The sequence below is a fragment of the Polaromonas sp. genome, assembly GCF_039932935.1.
In the GTDB taxonomy this organism is placed as follows: domain Bacteria; phylum Pseudomonadota; class Gammaproteobacteria; order Burkholderiales; family Burkholderiaceae_C; genus Polaromonas.
The window spans coordinates 1-15,719 of the sequence record NZ_JBDTPB010000104.1 but is presented as its reverse complement, the minus strand read 5'-3'; the positions used below and the strand labels follow the sequence as shown (position 1 = coordinate 15,719).

Below are 15,719 nucleotides of genomic sequence, written 5' to 3'. Positions count from 1 at the left end.
AGTTAGCGTATCAGTTCATCTCTGCCCCGTGGTCCAGCTCGAGGGGTTCACTCCAAACTCGGGTCAGACTTCAGCGGAATTCAACAACGTAGATGCTCCATAGCGCAGGTGCTCCCCTTTGGACGCTGCTTGTCGGCGAAGTCAGTCGGCCGCAACGGACACGAAGACAGCTAGTAAGGCGAATTGGGTGCCGCCAATCCCCCTAATCAACAGAAAACTTTGCGCCACATCAGGTGTTTTTCGCGATAGTCACGAGGTGTGTTCTTTTGTTTCACACTCTATTAAATGGGCCCCGCCTAAGATGAGGTGGTTGTTTTGAACTCTATTACTTTGTTTTGAACTCTATTACCTTGAACCACGAGCTTTTTGACGCCGCCATCGTCGACCTGGACGGCACCATGGTCGATACCCTTGGGGACTTTGTGGCCGCCCTCAATCAGATGCTGGCCGAAACGCTCCCTGGCCGTTGGCCGGCTGCCGGGCTCGATGCGGCCACAGTGGAGCGCATGGTCGGAAAAGGCTCGGAGCACTTGGTCCGGTCTACGCTGAAACACGTAGGGGCACAGATGGGTAGCGCGCAGTCAGCTATAAATTTGATAGCGAATTTCGATGCGGCCTTCGCTGCTTACCAGCGGCATTACACCGGCATCAACGGCCGGCACTCCGCGGTTTACCCAGGCGTTCCGGAAGGCTTGCGCACATTGCAACAAGCCGGACTGCGCCTCGCCTGCCTGACCAACAAGCCTTTGGCGTTTGCCCTGGAATTGCTCAAGCTGAAGGGCCTTGACGGCTTTTTTACGCAGGTTTTCGGCGGAGATTCATTCGAGCGCAAAAAGCCCGACCCATTGCCATTGCTGAAAACCTGTGAATGCCTTGGCACTTCGCCGGCCCGCACGCTGATGATCGGCGACTCCAGCAATGACGCACGCGCCGCCCGGGCTGCCGGATGCCCGGTGGTGCTGGTGACTTATGGCTATAACCATGGCGAGCCGGTGCGCGATGTGGACGCCGATGGTTTTATCGACTCACTGGCGGAATTGCACCTGCAGAAATGACAAACGGGGCCTCGGCCCCCTGAAGAAAGCGAGCTGGCGCCGTTCAGGCAGGTTTGCCGAGCATGGCGTCCTTGAGTTTCCAGTCGGCCGGCTGCGGGCCCAGCCAGATGCGCATCAGCGCGGTGAAGAATTCTGCTTCCTTGAAAGGCTCGCCCTGTGGTTTTCCCTTGACCGTGATGATGGTGCCGGTGCCGGGAATCCAGTCGATGGTGAAGTTGTCCCCGGCCTGCAGTTTTTTCTGGCTCGCAAATATCTGCCCCATCTTGATGAGCCCGGGAATCAATTTGGACATTTCAGTTTTGGGCGTGTTCTCCTCAAAGGCTTTGGTGAAGCCCTTGCCGAGTTCGTTGGAATCGATTTCACGCAGCAGCGTGATGCTGATGCGTTTGACGCCCGGTGCCGCATACACCTCTTCGGGCGTGGCGGCCTTTTTCCCAAGATAGAGCGCGCCGACATACACCTTGAAAACGGCCTTGTAGCGAATGCCCGCCCCGTTAAGCTGGAGCTTGGTGCCGTTCACCTCGACCGGGTCATCGAGCTTGATGCCCGAAACCTCCATGGGTGCGGCTAAAACGCCGAAAGACAGCATCAAGCCGGCCAGTCCCGCAATGCATCGCGTTGTCAAAGTCATGGGTTGTCTCCAAGGGTTGAAATAGTACGAGCGTTCTTTTTTATAAACTCATTTTGAGTTCAGTTACTGGCCCCTACAAGAGGGTTTGCGAGAATAAGCGCTGCTCGCCACCACTGCCAGTTGTTGTAACTTTGCCAACCGCCCGGGCCAAGGCCGATATCCGCCGCGCTGTTTGCTACACTTTGCCTTCATGTTCATTCATCGCGTCATTCAGACAGGTTGTGCAGACCGGGGAGCCTGGCCCTGGCGTACCTGTCATTTCTCGCATGCCTGAGGCGCACGCGGGCTGGCACACTGCCACTTGCCCGCGTATCTGCCGCAGCTTCAGCGACACCCCCCTTTGATGCGCTCCCGCACTTGCTGGAGCATCCCGGCCCCACTCCTCGGGGCATTTTGAATGACAGGTGGCTGCGCCTTTGAGCGCGTGGCCTCCTTGTGAAGGACTCACCGTGATTACAGAACTCGAATTTAAAAGCCTGGCCGGCCAGGGCTACAACCGCATTCCCTTGATGGTGGAGGCGTTTGCCGACCTCGAAACACCTCTTTCGCTCTACCTCAAGCTGGCACATTCGCGCGACGGCGGCAAGTTCAGCTTCCTGCTGGAGTCGGTGGTGGGCGGCGAGCGTTTTGGCCGCTACAGCTTCATCGGCCTTCCCGCCCGCACCCTGGTCAGAACGTCCGGCTTTGGCCCTGACACCCTCACGGAGGTGGTGACGGACGGCAAGGTGGTGGAAACCTCCAGGGCCAACCCGCTCGACTTCATCAGCGATTACCAAAAGCGTTTCAAGGTCGCGCTGCGGCCGGGCTTGCCGCGGTTTTGCGGTGGTCTGGCGGGCTACTTCGGCTACGACACCGTGCGCTACGTCGAGAAAAAACTCGAAAACTCCTGTCCGCCGGATACCCTCGGCTGCCCTGACATCTTGCTGTTGCAGTGTGAAGAGCTCGCCGTGATCGACAACCTTTCGGGCAAGCTCTACCTGATCGTTTATGCCGACCCGGCGCTACCGGAGGCTTATGCCAACGCCAAAAAGCGGCTGCGCGAATTGAAGGACCAGCTGAAATATTCCGTCAGCGCGCCGGTGGTGAAACCGTCGCAGAGCTATCCGGCCGAGCGCGATTTTGCCAAGGCTGACTACATCGCCGCCGTGGAGCGTGCCAAGCGCTTGATTGAGGCGGGCGACTTCATGCAGGTGCAGGTCGGCCAGCGCATCAAGAAGCGCTACACCGAGTCGCCGCTGAGCCTGTACCGCGCATTGCGTTCGCTCAATCCGTCGCCCTACATGTACTACTACCATTTCGGTGACTTCCACGTCGTGGGGGCGTCACCCGAGATCCTGGTGCGCCAGGAGAAAATCGAGGAAGGTCAAAAAATCACCATTCGGCCGCTGGCAGGTACCCGGCCGCGCGCCTCGTCCCCGGAAAGCGACAAGGCGGTGGAGCACGAGCTGGTGAACGACCCGAAAGAGCGCGCCGAACACGTGATGCTGATTGACCTGGCGCGCAACGACATCGGCCGTATCGCGAAAACCGGTACCGTGAAGGTGACCGAGGCCTTCGCCGTCGAGCGCTACAGCCACGTGATGCACATCGTCAGCAACGTGGAAGGCACACTGCTCGATGGCATGTCGAGCATGGACGTGCTCAAGGCGACCTTTCCCGCCGGCACGCTCACCGGTGCGCCCAAGGTCCATGCCATGGAGCTGATCGACCAGCTCGAGCCGACCAAGCGGGGCCTCTACGGCGGCGCCTGCGGCTACCTTAGCTATGCCGGCGACATGGACGTGGCCATTGCCATCCGCACCGGCATCATCAAGGACCAGACGCTGTATGTGCAGGCGGCGGCCGGCGTGGTGGCCGATTCCGTGGCCGAACTCGAATGGAAGGAAACCGAAGCCAAGGCGCGTGCGTTGTTGCGGGCGTCCGAGTTGGTCGAGGAGGGTCTGGAATGAACGCGCTGACCCATCCCTCCGTTGAGCACTGCGAGACCATGGCCGACGTGCGCCGCCATATCGATGCACTGGACGACCGCATTGCACCCTTGATTGCCGAGCGCAGCGCCTACGTTGCGCAGGCCGCGCGCATCAAGCAAAGCGCCAGCCAGATCGTCGACAACGCGCGCATCGAATTCATCATCGAGCGCGTGCGCGCACAGGCTCGTGCGTCCGGCGCCCCCGAGGCCATCATGGAAGCGGCCTACCGCGCCATGATCGCCGCATCCATTGATTTTGAGCGCGGCGAGTTTGCACGCCTGCGCCAGGAGGACTGAACCATGACGCGTACCAAACTCCTGATGATCGACAACTACGACAGCTTCACCTACAACATCGTCCAGTATTTTGGCGAGCTGGGCGCCGAGGTCGAAGTGTTCCGCAATGACGAAATCACGGTGGCGGAGATCGCGACGCGCGCACCCGACCTGCTGGTGGTGTCGCCCGGCCCGTGCTCGCCGGCCGAGGCCGGTATTTCGGTGGCCGCGATCCAGCACTTCGCCGGCAAACTGCCGATTCTGGGCGTCTGCCTGGGCCACCAGGCGATTGGTGCCGCTTTTGGCGGCAAGATCGTGCGGGCGCAGCAGCTCATGCATGGAAAGACCAGCGTCATCACCACCACGCAGCAGGGCCTGTTCGCCGGGCTACCCGAGCAATTTGTGGTCAATCGCTACCACTCGCTGGCCATTGAAACATCGTCCTGCCCCGACGTGCTGACTGTCACGGCGCGCACCGACGACGGCGAGATCATGGGGGTGCGCCACAAGGAGCTGCCCATCCAGGGCGTGCAGTTCCATCCGGAATCCATCCTTACCGAGCACGGCCACGCCATGCTGAAGAACTTTCTGGAGCAGACCGCATGATCCATGGCGCTACTATTTTGATAGCTGCTTGCGCACGTCACAATTGGGCTGGAGGCCGAAATGGCTGAAAAAAAGGTCGTTGACCTGCGCAGTGACACCGTCACCCGTCCCACAGCCGCCATGCGTGAGGCCATGCAGGCCGCACCGCTGGGTGACGACGTCTTTGGTGACGACCCGGCCGTCAATGCCTTGCAGGCAAAGATTGCCGGGTTGTTGGGTTTTGAGGCCGCACTGTTTGTACCCACCGGCACACAGAGCAATCTGTGCGCAATCCTCAGCCACTGCCAGCGCGGCGACGAATACATCGTCGGCCAGATGGCGCACTGCTACCGCTGGGAAGGCGGTGGCGCTGCGGTGTTTGGCAGCGTGCAGCCGCAGCCGCTGAACCACCACACCGACGGAACCTTGAGCCTGGCCGATATCGAGGCGGCCATCAAGCCTGACGATGCGCATTTCGCGCGCACCCGTTTGCTGGCACTTGAAAACACGCTGGGCGGCAAGCTGCTGCCTTTCGAGTACGTGCAGCAGGCCACGGCGTTGGCGAAAAAGCATGGCCTGAGCCGCCACCTGGACGGCGCGCGGCTCTTTAACGCCGCAGTGGCGCAAGCTGCGCAGACCGGCAGCAATCCCCTGGCCGAAGCGCGCCGCATCGCAGACTGTTTTGACAGCGTCTCGGTGTGTTTCAGCAAAGGCCTGGGCGCGCCGGTCGGCTCGGCGCTCTGCGGATCACGCGAATTCATCGCGCGGGCGCACCGCATCCGCAAGATGGCCGGCGGCGGCATGCGCCAGGCGGGCATGCTGGCCGCTGCGGCGTCGCATGCGCTCGACCACCACGTTGGCCGCCTGGCGCAAGACCACGCACTGGCCAGGCATCTGGCGGATGGCCTGACGGGCATTGAAGGCCTGCAGGTGGAGCCACCGCAAACCAACATCGTCTTTGTCGACCTGACCGGCGCGGCGCGGGACCAGTCCGCTGCCTTGCTCAAGCACCTGGCCAACCAGGGCATTGAAGCCACCGGCCTGTACCGCCTGCGGTTTGTCACTCATCTGGACGTGGACACCGCGGGTGTAGACCGTGCGGTGGCGGCCATCCGCCAATTCCTCAAAGCCTGACAGCCGAACCTGAAAGCCCTTCATGGACATCAACCATCTGCTTTTATTTATTGCCGCCGGCCTGTTGCTCAATCTCACGCCCGGTCCGGATGTTCTGTACATCGTCACCCACGCCCTGCGCTCGGGTGCGCGCGCAGGCATGGTGGCGGCCTTGGGCATCACGACCGGCTGCTTTGTGCACATTTTTGCCGCAGCCGTGGGCGTCAGTGGGCTGATGGCTGCCTCCGCCACGGCCTTCACCCTCCTCAAGTGGGCCGGTGCGGCTTACCTCGTGTACGTCGGGCTGCGCATGCTGCTGGCGCGTGCGCCTGCGGCAGGCGAGCCTTCTGCTATTAATTTGGTAGCTGAAGACCCGGATTTTGTGTCGGCTACAGCCCTAAAAAGCATATTTTTTCAGGGTTTCTGGACGAACGTGCTGAACCCCAAGGTGGCGCTGTTCTTCCTGGCTTTTGTGCCGCAGTTCATCACACCCGACATCGAGAACAAGCCGCTGGCGTTCTTGCTGCTAGGTTTGTTGTTCAATTTCAATGGCCTGTGGGTCGGCTTCGGTTGGGCCCTGGCGGCCGCCTGGATGGCCAAGCGCATGGGCGCCGTGCAGCGCGGCATGCATTGGCTCGAGCGCGTTGCCGGCGCCATGTTTGTCGGCTTCGGCATCAAGCTCGCTCTTTCCGATAATCCAGTGAACTGATCCATTCCCTTAAGTCCAGAAACGTCAAGTCGGAAAATAAAGAACATCAAGAAGCGAGACACGCAATGCCCAACACCCACAAGATCACCCCGCAGGAAGCCCTGCAGCGCACCATCGAGCACCGCGAAATCTTCCATGATGAGATGCTGCACATCATGCGTTTGATCATGAGCGGCGAAATGTCGCCCGTGATGATGGCGGCGCTGATCACCGGCCTGCGCGTCAAGAAGGAAACCATCGGCGAGATCACCGCCGCCGCGCAAGTCATGCGCGAGTTTTCCACCAAGGTCAATGTGGCCGACAAGACCCATCTGGTCGACATCGTTGGCACCGGCGGCGATGGTTCGCACACTTTCAACATCTCGACCTGCTCCATGTTTGTGGCAGCAGCAGCCGGTGCCAAGGTCAGCAAGCACGGCGGGCGCAGTGTCAGCAGCAAGTCGGGCAGTGCCGATGTGATCGAGTCGCTGGGCATCAACATCAACCTCACGCCTGAGGCGATTGCCAAATGCATTGAGGACGTCGGCGTGGGCTTCATGTTTGCACCCAACCATCACCCGGCGATGAAGAACGTTGGCCCCATCCGCAAGGAACTCGGCGTGCGCACCATCTTCAACATCCTCGGTCCATTGACCAACCCGGCCAGTGCGCCCAACATCCTGATGGGCGTGTTTCACTCCGATCTGGTGGGTATTCAGATCCGCGCGCTGCAGCGCCTGGGCGCCGAGCACGCGCTGGTGGTTTACGGCAAGGACGGCATGGACGAAGTCAGCCTGGGCGCGGCCACCGTGGTCGGTGAACTGAAGAACGGTGAAATCACCGAATACGAAATCCACCCGGAAGATTTCGACATGCCCATGGCCAGCAACCGCGCGTTGCGCGTGGAAACGCCTGAGCAGTCGAAAGCGATGCTGCTGGGCGTGCTCGACAACCAGCCCGGCGCCGCGCGCGACATCGTGATTCTGAACGCGGGTGCGGCGCTGTATGCCGCCAACGTGGCTGACTCGATGAAAGCCGGCATTGTGCTGGCACGGGCGGCGATCGAGTCGGGCGCGGCGAGAGCCAAGCTTGATCAACTGGCAAGCCACAGCCAGAAGCTCGCCTGACGGTCTGCCGGCAGCAGATCTTCGGGCTGTTATTTATTCCCGCGCAGTTACGCGGGCATCCGTTGCGGTGAAATGCAGGCCGACCGTGCTGCCGGGCCCGGCCACGCTCAGCAGCGCGTCGCTGAACACCAGCAGCTCGCCCAGCGGTGTGAGCACCAGGCTTTCGAGCCGGCTGCCGAGATAAGCCTGCCGCAGGATTTTACCGGTCAGCGTGCTTCCCTCCACCTCCCCAATGCGGATGCGGTGCGGACGGATGGCCAACGCCACGGGGCCATCGGACATGCCAGGCGGTGGGACCACATGCACATCGACCTTGTCCGCGCGGAAGAAGTGCTGGCCCTGCAGGGTGATCAGCTCGCCGTTGATCAGGTTGGCATCGCCAATAAAGTCGGCCACAAAACTGGAGGCGGGCGCCTCGTACAACTCGCGCGGCGCACCCATGGCGGCAATGCGCCCTTGCCGCATCACCACGATGCGGTCTGACACCGCCAGCGCTTCCTCCTGGTCATGCGTGACGTACACCACGGTGAGCCGCAGGCTTTGCTGAAGGTCGCGGATGTCCTGGCGCACCTTGCGGCGCAGCTTAGCGTCCAGGTTGGACAAAGGCTCGTCAAACATCAACACGGCAGGCTCCAGCACCAAAGACCGTGCCACCGCCACACGTTGTTGCTGCCCGCCGGACAGCTCCGACGAGAGGCGGTCACCCAGGTCCGCAATGCCGAGCAGTTCCATCTTGGTTTTGGCCATCGCCACGGCCTGGGGCTTCTTGGTGCCGGATGCGAGCAGGCCGTAGCACACGTTTTCCAGTGCGCTCATGTGCGGGAAAAGTGCATAGGACTGGAACACCAGGCTCACGTCGCGCTGGTTGGCCGACTTGCCGGTCACGTCGCGGCCATCGATGCGAATCGTGCCTTCTGAAGGAAGTTCCAGGCCGGCGATCAGCCGCAGCAGTGTCGTCTTGCCGCATCCAGATGGGCCCAGCAAGGTCACCAACTCCCCTTTCCCGATGCTCAGGTCCAGCGGATGCAGCGCGACGACCTTGCCAAAACGCTTGACGACGCCTTGAAATTCCACTGCGGCGGGTATCGGGGTCATGGCTTGGCCTGTTTGAAATGGGTGGGAACGGAGTGGCTGTGCGGTTGGTGCGGGGGTCAGGCGGTCGACACGGCGCGCCGGCCCAGCTCCGCATTGCCGATGAAACGCTGGATCAGCAATACGCAAACCAGCATGATCACGATGAGCACCGACGAATAAGCAATGGCCAGCGCGTACTCGCCGACTTCGACGCGCCCCGCGATATAGACCGTCGAGAGGTTGTGCTGGGCTGTTGCCAGAAAAATCACCGCGCTGACGGCGGTGATGGCATGCGTAAAGCTGAAGACCAGGCTGGCAATGATGGCAGGACGCAGCAGCGGAAGGACGATCCGCGTGAAGGTGCGCGATGTGCTGGCCCGCAGCGTGGCGGAGGCTTCGTCCAGTGAGCGGTCCAGCTGCGACAGGGCCGACACGGTAGCCCTCACGCCCACCGGCATGTTGCGAAACACCAGGCACAACACGATGATGGCGAAGGTTCCGGTGAACTCAAGCGGTGGCACGTTGAACGCGACGATGTAAGCCACCCCGATCACGGTGCCGGGCACCGCGAAGTTCACCATGGTCAAAAATTCAAACGCGCGCCGTCCCCGGAACACATGGCGGCTGACGACGTAGCCCCCCAGGAGTCCCAATGCGGTGGTCAGGGGTGCGGCGACGGCCGCAACGCCGAGCGTGGTGAAGAGGCTGTTCCATGCCGAGCCCGAAAACACCAGGCCACCCGCGCCCCATGCGAGTCCAAAACCGGTCTGAAAGTGCTGCAGCGAAGGGGTCAGGTCAAACCGTCCGATGTCCTTGACCACGCCGCCGAGCATGATGATGCCGTACGACAGTACCGTGAGCAGGGCCCAGGGCAGCACCAGTGCCAGTGCGCCCCATTTGACGCCGGTTGGCAGTGCGGCGGGCAGGCCGCTGTCGCCTTTTCCGCTCACGGAGGTATAGGAAGCCTTGCCGATCCAGCGCTGCTGCAGCGCAAAGATGCCGACCGTCAGCAGCAGCAGCGTGACGGCCAGGATTGCCGCGCGCGAAGCATCGTGCTGCGCGCCGGCAATGGCGAAGAAGATTTTTGTCGACAGTACTTCGAAATTTCCGGAAAGCACCAAGGGGTTGGCAAAGTCTGCCAGGCTTTCCACAAAGCCCAGCAAGAAAGCGTTGGCAATGGCCGGGCGTACCAGGGGCCAGGTCACGGTGCGGAATACATGCCAGGGCGAACCTCTCAGTACCTGGCCGGCTTCCTCCAGCGTCGGGCTCACCAGGCGCAGCGCGCCACTGATCAACAGGAAAGCCAAAGGCGTGAAGCACACCACCTGCGCCAGCAGCACGCCGGGCAGGCCGTAGATCCAGCGCGACCGGGCAATGCCGAACCAGTCGCTCATCAACTGGGTCACGATGCCGGTGCGGCCGAACAAAATGATGATGGCCAGGCCAATGACAAAGGGCGGCGTGACCACCGGCAAGATGGACAGCACCCGAAGGCTGCCGCGAAAACGCTGCCCGCCGCGCTCGGCCAGCAGCGCCAGGGCAAAACCGAAAAGCGTGCTTCCGATGCCGGCAAGGCTGGCCAGCACGATGGAGTTGATGGCGACGCCACACCGGACGCTGCCGACAATGCAGCCCGCTCCCCAGATGTCCTCGCTGAAAAAGCGGGCAGCAGCGGTCTGGATCAGCCAGTTGCCGCGCTCGTCGACGAAAGCCGCCAGCAGCATGCGCCCGATGGGGTAGACAACAAAAATACCCAGTAGCAGCGACAGGACGCAGACAACGCCGGCAATGGCGGAATCGCTCTTGAACGCGCCAGCGCGTGTGGCCAGCCAGCTTGCGATGGCGGCCAGCACGCACCCGCCGGCAATATAGGCCGAGCTCTGGGTCCACGGCATCAGCAGCACGCCTGCTGCTACCCCCAGGCCCGCCAGCAGCCAGCTGAGGGGATCAGCCCGCCCGCGCGCGGATGTCACTGCAACGGGAATCGTCAAGTGGTTGCCTGATGCGTCGGGGCGGAATGGGCAATAAGGCGCATCTACGGTTTATTTGGGCAAGGCCCCGATGTCCTTGTCCCATTTGCTTAGCAGGCGGGAACGTTCGGCGGAAGCGCCGTACTTGGCGAAGTTGTAGTCGATCAGCTTGACGTCGGCCAGTTTGGGCGCCTGCGGCGGCAACACGGCTTTTTTATTGGAGGGGTTCTGGTATGAATGCGCTACCGTGGCAATGTCCTGTGCTTCAGCCGTAAGTGCCCAGTCGTACCATTTTTTGGCGTTGGCCATATTCTTGGCCCCTTTGATGATGCTCATGCTGCCGATCTCGTAACCCGTGCCCTCGCAAGGTGCGACCACCTTCAGCGGCGCGCCTGCCACGGCGTGCGTGACGGCGTCGTGCAGAAAGGTGATGCCGATCATGCTCTCGCCGGTAGCTGCCGCGCGGGCCGGCGCAGCGCCCGACTTGGTGTATTGGTTGATGTTGCGATGCAGGGCCTTCAGGTAGTCGAATGCCTTGTCCTCTCCCATGATCTGTACGAGGGTGGCGAGCAGCGTGTAAGAAGTGCCCGACGAGTTGGGGTTGGCAACCTGGACTTCGCCCTTGAACTCCGGCTTGATCAGGTCGGCCCAGCATTTGGGTTCGGGCAATTTGCGTTTGGCCAGCTCGACCGTGTTGAAGCTGAAGCCCAGAGCGCCGGCGTAGACACCGACCGTGCGGTACTTGGAAGCCTCGGCCTGACGCACCGCCCAGGGTTGCAGGTCGGCCAGCTTGGGTGATTTGTAGGCCTCGGTCAAGCCCTCTTCAGCCGCCTGAAGATGAGGATCGCCGGTACCGCCCCACCAAATGTCGCCGCGCGGATTGGCCGATTCGGCCTTGATTTGCGCATACGTTTCACCCGAGCTCTTGCGTGTCATTGACACCTTGATGCCGGTGGCTTTTTCGAAAGCGGTCACCATGGGCCGGCACCATTCTTCCTGGACGTTGCAGTAAACCACCAGCTCTTCCGCTGCGTGAACCGAGGGCGATGTTGCGCACGCCATGGCGGCCAGCAGTAATCCTGGGAAAAGTGATTTGAACGTGAACGGTTTCATGGGGTGTCTCCTTCTTGTATGTCGTCAATGGCGCCTGGGTGCAGCGGTGAGGCCACCTTATCAGCCGTCAGCGCAGCGGTATACCCGTTAAAACGCTTAGTTCGGCACCCAGCCGGGCGTTGGTGGCCAGCACGGGGCTTCCGTGGGTCAGCCCGTCGCCAGCCCAGAAATCATTGACACGTCCACCCGCCTCCAGCACCAGCAGCAAGCCAGCCGCAACGTCCCATGCATTGATATGGGCCTCGGCGTAGGCTTCGCACCGCCCCGCGGCCACGTAAGCCAGCCCCAGCGCACCCGAGCCAGCGCGGCGCACCGAGCAGCCCGCATGCATGCACTGGCCGACCAGCGCCAGATAGGGGTCTGGCGACAGGCGGGATGACCAGCCAATTTCGACCGTGGAGGCGGGCAGTTCGGCCTGCTCACTGACTTGCAGCCGGATGCCGTTGCACCAGGCGCCGTGACCTTTTTGCGCGATGAAGAGTTCGTCGTGCATGGGTTCATAGATGGCGCCGGCTTCGAGCTCGCCATTGACCATGAGGCCGAGGGAGATGCAGAAATGCGGAATGGCCCGGGCAAAGTTCGCCGTCCCGTCAACGGGGTCGACAATCCACAGACGGGCTCCATCGACCTCTCCTCCGCCTTCTTCGCCCAACACAGCGTCGCCTGGAAAGCGCAGTGCAATTTGCTCGCGCACAAATTGCTCCACGGCGCCGTCCGTGGCGGTCAGGTAGTCCTGCCGGCCTTTGAGTGAATAGGCCGGTTTGTCTGGCGCGTTGAACGCGTCGCGCATCATGGCGCCGGCTGCGCGGACAATTTCTTCAAGGGTGTCTGTGAGTGGGGTCATGGGAGGTGCGCGAAGGTATCGGGTAGACAAAGCAAAGCCAGGCAATGCAGCGCGAAGTGGGTGAGGGAAATACTAGCCGCAGGGCTTGCGCGCTTGTAGCGGGTTTCCGCTAACCAGCCACGAAAACCACGGGACGCGAGCGGTGCTGCCGCATCTGCCAAAATCAGGCCATGTCCGATATCCTGAACCAGATCATCGCGGTCAAGCGCGACGAAATTGCCGCTGCTGCGAAACTCAAACCCCTGGCCGCCATGCGCGCCGACGCCGAGTCGCGCGTGTTGACGCGTGACTTTGTGGGCGCATTGCGCCAGAAGATCGCGGCCGGTCAGCCCGCGGTGATTGCCGAAATCAAGAAGGCGAGCCCGTCCAAGGGCGTGCTGCGTGCCGACTTCATCCCGGCCGACATCGCGCAGAGTTATGCCGAGGGAGACGGGGAGATCAACGCCGCCTGCCTTTCCGTGCTGACCGACAAGCAATTTTTTCAGGGCAGCATTGACTACCTGAAGCAGGCACGAGCCTCCTGCAGCCTGCCGGTGCTGCGCAAGGACTTCATGGTGGACTCCTATCAGGTGTACGAGGCTCGCGTGATGGGCGCGGACTGCATTTTGTTGATCGCTGCCTGTCTGGACGACGTGCAGATGAAGTCGCTGGAAGCCCTTGCCATGTCGCTGGACATGGCCGTGCTGGTCGAAGTGCATGACGACGCTGAACTGGAGCGCGCCCTCAAGCTAAAGACCCCATTGATCGGTATCAACAACCGCAACCTCAAGACATTTGAGGTCTCCCTCGATACCACGCTGGGCATGCTGGGCAAAGTCCCGGCGGACCGCTTGCTGATCACCGAGTCGGGCATTGCCACGCCGGCGGATGTGCAGCGCATGCGGGAAGCCGGCGTCAATGCCTTTCTCGTCGGTGAGGCCTTCATGCGCGCCGAAGAGCCCGGCCTGGCGCTGGCCCAGCTGTTCGGCAAAAAGTAAGTCCAGGCCACATGCACCAGCTCGATGGCCTGCCGCCCTCGCCGGACCGCCTGACGCGTGCCGAGCCCGCCGCCTGGCCGGTGGCGCCCGGCTGGCGCGCGACCACAGATGCTTTTTTCCACAGCCCGACCGGCGCGAAGCTGCTGGGTTTTCTGAGGGCCCGGCTGTCAGAGGGCGCGGTGATTTTTCCGCCCCAACCGCTGCGCGCGCTCGAACTCACGCCGCCCGAAGAGGTGCGCGTGGTGATCCTGGGGCAGGACCCGTATCACGGCTTGGGCCAGGCCGAGGGGCTGGCGTTTTCCGTGGCGCCCGGCGTGGCCTTGCCGCCCTCGCTGCGCAACATCTTCAAAGAATTGCAGCGCGACCTGGGCACGCCGCCGCCGCCGTTTCCCGTGCCCGGCGGCAGCCTGGTGAAATGGGCCGCGCACGGCGTGCTGCTGCTCAACACCTGCCTCACGGTAGAAGAGGCGCTGCCGGCCAGCCATGCGGGCAAAGGATGGGAAGTGTTGACGGACACGCTGATCCGGCAGGTGGCCGAAGGTGAGAACCCGGTGGTGTTCATGCTGTGGGGCGCCCACGCCCAGAGCAAGCGCGCGCTGATTGATGCCGGAAGGCACAAGGTGCTGGTTGCCAACCATCCATCACCGCTGTCGGCATTGCGGCCGCCTTTGCCTTTTATCGGCTGTGGCCATTTCTCTCAGGCGCGGGAATGGCGCGAGGCCCACCAGAAGAAGACCTGAGATACCTGAAATCGCTATTGTTTTGATAGCTGCTCGCGCATGACCTGTCTGGGTGAGTGCCCGAAAACACTGAAAATCCAGGGTAAAAACAGCTAAAACTCTGCGGGAAGGCTTCCCACATAGTCGCGCCGGATATTGACCGTGCTTTGCAGGCTCAGCGCTTCAAAATGCCGGCGCAGCCAGCGTTTGGCGGCGCCCTGGCCCATTTCAAACAATTTCTCGATCATGGCCGTGTCGGTCGACATTTTGCTGGACGAGGGAAGGCTTTCCAGGGCCTCACCGCCGTCGATCCGGTGCAGCAAAAGGCTTTTGTATTTTTCGCCTTCTTTCAGGCGGCCGTCGGCCAGCAGGCGGTTGATGAAGTCGATGGTGCGCATCTGAGACAGCAGGCTGGCGTTGAAGGTCAGCTCGTTCACCCGATCGGCGATGTCGTGGGGCGTGTGGGGAATCTCGGGGCGCCGCAGGGGGTTGATCTGCACCACGATGATGTCGCGGCTACTGCATTCGCTGATCAGCGGCAGCAGCGAAGGGTTGCTCGAAAACCCGCCATCCCAGTAGTGCTCCCCATCAATTTCCACCGCCTGAAAAAGCGTCGGTAGGCAGGTGGACGCGGTGACCGCCTGCAGCGTCAGGCGTTTGCCCGAAAAAATCTCCGCCCGGCCGGTGGTCACGTGGGTGGCGGAGACAAAAGCCTTGGGTGCATGCAGGTTGCCAATGGCGTGGAAGTCAATTTCTGCCTGCAGCAACTTGCGCAGCGGGTTGATGTCCAGCGGATTGGACTGGTACGGTGACATCCATTGCGTCATCGCACTTCCAATTAAGTTTGTGCTCACTCCACTTGCAGCCCAGCCGCCTATGAGCATCTTGCTGAGGCTGTCGGCCACGGAGCCCAGGCTGCCCATGGCGGCAATGCCCTGCCAGATCCGGCTGAGTGATGCGCGCGCCGCCTCCCGGCTGCTTTTTTCATGGGCTTCGCCTTTGGGTGTCATGGCGAATCCGTGGGCCAGCGCCACGGCATTCACGGCTCCTGCGCTGGCGCCGCTGATGCCATCAAACTGGATGCGCTCGTCTTCCAGCAGGGCGTCCAGCACGCCCCAGGTGAATGCGCCGTGGGAGGCCGCCGCCTTGCAAAGCCAGGTTGACCCGGCGCAGGGAGGACGGTTCTGGCGGCGGGGAAGGCGGAAGAATAGTGCTCATTGGGTGATGTTGGGCTTCTGAAGGGCGGCCGCGAAGGTGGCAAACCGCAAAATCCAGGCCCTGGCTGGCTCGTGGAGCGGCAATACCCATCATGCCGCAACCTGGTTACGCGCGGCAATGAGGCAACGGCCGGGCGGCGAGTTATGCGTTGAGCATGCGGCGGGCCCACTGCCAGCGCCTCCGGAACTGGTGGACGGCACTTTTTCATGGTTTTTGCCATCTCCCGGCATTTCGTTCGACATAAAACCGTGGCATAATCCGAGGTTCGCTTGAAGGATGGGTGTCCGAGTGGCTAAAGGAGGCAGACTGTAAATCTGTTCGCTAACGCGTACGCTGGTTCGAATCCAGCCCCATCCACCA

General features: G+C 61.8%; 15 protein-coding genes and 1 tRNA gene. 10 read left to right on the top strand and 6 right to left on the bottom strand.

Annotated features, from left to right (window positions below; translation table 11 throughout):
- Positions 1 to 350: 350 nt before the first annotated feature.
- A complete protein-coding gene (gene gph, locus ABI546_RS17310) occupies positions 351 to 1,055 on the top strand; it encodes a phosphoglycolate phosphatase (RefSeq protein WP_348048502.1) in 705 nt (234 codons plus the stop codon).
- 43 nt (positions 1,056 to 1,098) lie between these two features.
- On the opposite strand, the gene ABI546_RS17305 is transcribed toward gph, so the two are convergent.
- Complete coding sequence (locus ABI546_RS17305; protein ID WP_348048500.1) at positions 1,099 to 1,686, bottom strand: chalcone isomerase family protein; 588 nt, start codon at positions 1,684 to 1,686, stop codon at positions 1,099 to 1,101.
- Positions 1,687 to 2,135: 449 nt separating this feature from the next.
- On the opposite strand from ABI546_RS17305, the gene trpE reads away from it, so the two are divergent.
- From trpE to trpD, 6 genes are all read left to right on the top strand, one after another.
- Entirely contained in the window at positions 2,136 to 3,635 is a 1,500-nt protein-coding gene (gene trpE / locus ABI546_RS17300) for an anthranilate synthase component I (protein WP_348048498.1), read from the top strand.
- Positions 3,632 to 3,952, top strand: a complete 321-nt coding sequence (locus tag ABI546_RS17295) for a chorismate mutase (protein WP_348048496.1) — start codon at positions 3,632 to 3,634, stop codon at positions 3,950 to 3,952. The genes trpE and ABI546_RS17295 overlap by 4 nt, the downstream gene beginning before the upstream one ends.
- 3 nt (positions 3,953 to 3,955) lie before the next feature.
- Positions 3,956 to 4,537: an aminodeoxychorismate/anthranilate synthase component II gene (locus tag ABI546_RS17290; protein WP_348048494.1), complete on the top strand. Its 582-nt coding sequence runs from the start codon at positions 3,956 to 3,958 to the stop codon at positions 4,535 to 4,537.
- Between the two features lie 60 nt (positions 4,538 to 4,597).
- Positions 4,598 to 5,650 carry a low-specificity L-threonine aldolase gene (gene ltaE, locus ABI546_RS17285; protein ID WP_348048492.1) on the top strand — a complete coding sequence of 351 codons (1,053 nt, stop codon included), beginning with the start codon at positions 4,598 to 4,600 and terminating at the stop codon, positions 5,648 to 5,650.
- Positions 5,651 to 5,672: 22 nt separating this feature from the next.
- A complete protein-coding gene (locus tag ABI546_RS17280; protein ID WP_348048490.1) occupies positions 5,673 to 6,338 on the top strand; it encodes a LysE family translocator in 666 nt (221 codons plus the stop codon).
- Between the two features lie 65 nt (positions 6,339 to 6,403).
- Complete coding sequence (gene trpD, locus ABI546_RS17275; RefSeq protein WP_348048488.1) at positions 6,404 to 7,444, top strand: anthranilate phosphoribosyltransferase; 1,041 nt, start codon at positions 6,404 to 6,406, stop codon at positions 7,442 to 7,444.
- Between the two features lie 33 nt (positions 7,445 to 7,477).
- On the opposite strand, the gene ABI546_RS17270 is transcribed toward trpD, so the two are convergent.
- The 4 genes from ABI546_RS17270 to ABI546_RS17255 all read right to left on the bottom strand — a co-directional run bounded on the left by ABI546_RS17270 (position 7,478) and on the right by ABI546_RS17255 (position 12,445).
- The gene (locus tag ABI546_RS17270) at positions 7,478 to 8,539 is read right to left on the bottom strand and encodes an ABC transporter ATP-binding protein (RefSeq protein WP_348048486.1); all 1,062 of its coding nucleotides are present in this window, start codon (positions 8,537 to 8,539) and stop codon (positions 7,478 to 7,480) included.
- A 56-nt stretch (positions 8,540 to 8,595) separates the two neighbouring features.
- Positions 8,596 to 10,509, bottom strand: coding sequence for an iron ABC transporter permease (locus ABI546_RS17265; protein ID WP_348048484.1), 1,914 nt, complete (start codon positions 10,507 to 10,509; stop codon positions 8,596 to 8,598).
- A 51-nt stretch (positions 10,510 to 10,560) separates the two neighbouring features.
- Entirely contained in the window at positions 10,561 to 11,601 is a 1,041-nt protein-coding gene (locus ABI546_RS17260) for an ABC transporter substrate-binding protein (protein ID WP_348048482.1), read from the bottom strand.
- Between the two features lie 67 nt (positions 11,602 to 11,668).
- The gene (locus tag ABI546_RS17255; RefSeq protein ID WP_348048480.1) at positions 11,669 to 12,445 is read right to left on the bottom strand and encodes an inositol monophosphatase family protein; all 777 of its coding nucleotides are present in this window, start codon (positions 12,443 to 12,445) and stop codon (positions 11,669 to 11,671) included.
- Between the two features lie 170 nt (positions 12,446 to 12,615).
- On the opposite strand from ABI546_RS17255, the gene trpC reads away from it, so the two are divergent.
- Complete coding sequence (trpC, locus tag ABI546_RS17250; protein ID WP_348048478.1) at positions 12,616 to 13,422, top strand: indole-3-glycerol phosphate synthase TrpC; 807 nt, start codon at positions 12,616 to 12,618, stop codon at positions 13,420 to 13,422.
- A gap of 11 nt (positions 13,423 to 13,433) precedes the next feature.
- Positions 13,434 to 14,162 (top strand): uracil-DNA glycosylase, encoded by a 729-nt coding sequence (locus tag ABI546_RS17245; protein ID WP_348048476.1) that lies wholly within the window; start codon positions 13,434 to 13,436, stop codon positions 14,160 to 14,162.
- Between the two features lie 92 nt (positions 14,163 to 14,254).
- Here the strand turns inward: ABI546_RS17245 and ABI546_RS17240 are convergent, their stop codons facing one another.
- Complete coding sequence (locus ABI546_RS17240; protein WP_348048474.1) at positions 14,255 to 15,253, bottom strand: patatin-like phospholipase family protein; 999 nt, start codon at positions 15,251 to 15,253, stop codon at positions 14,255 to 14,257.
- A 380-nt stretch (positions 15,254 to 15,633) separates the two neighbouring features.
- Between ABI546_RS17240 and ABI546_RS17235 the strand changes: the two genes are divergently transcribed.
- Positions 15,634 to 15,719 (top strand) — tRNA-Tyr (locus tag ABI546_RS17235).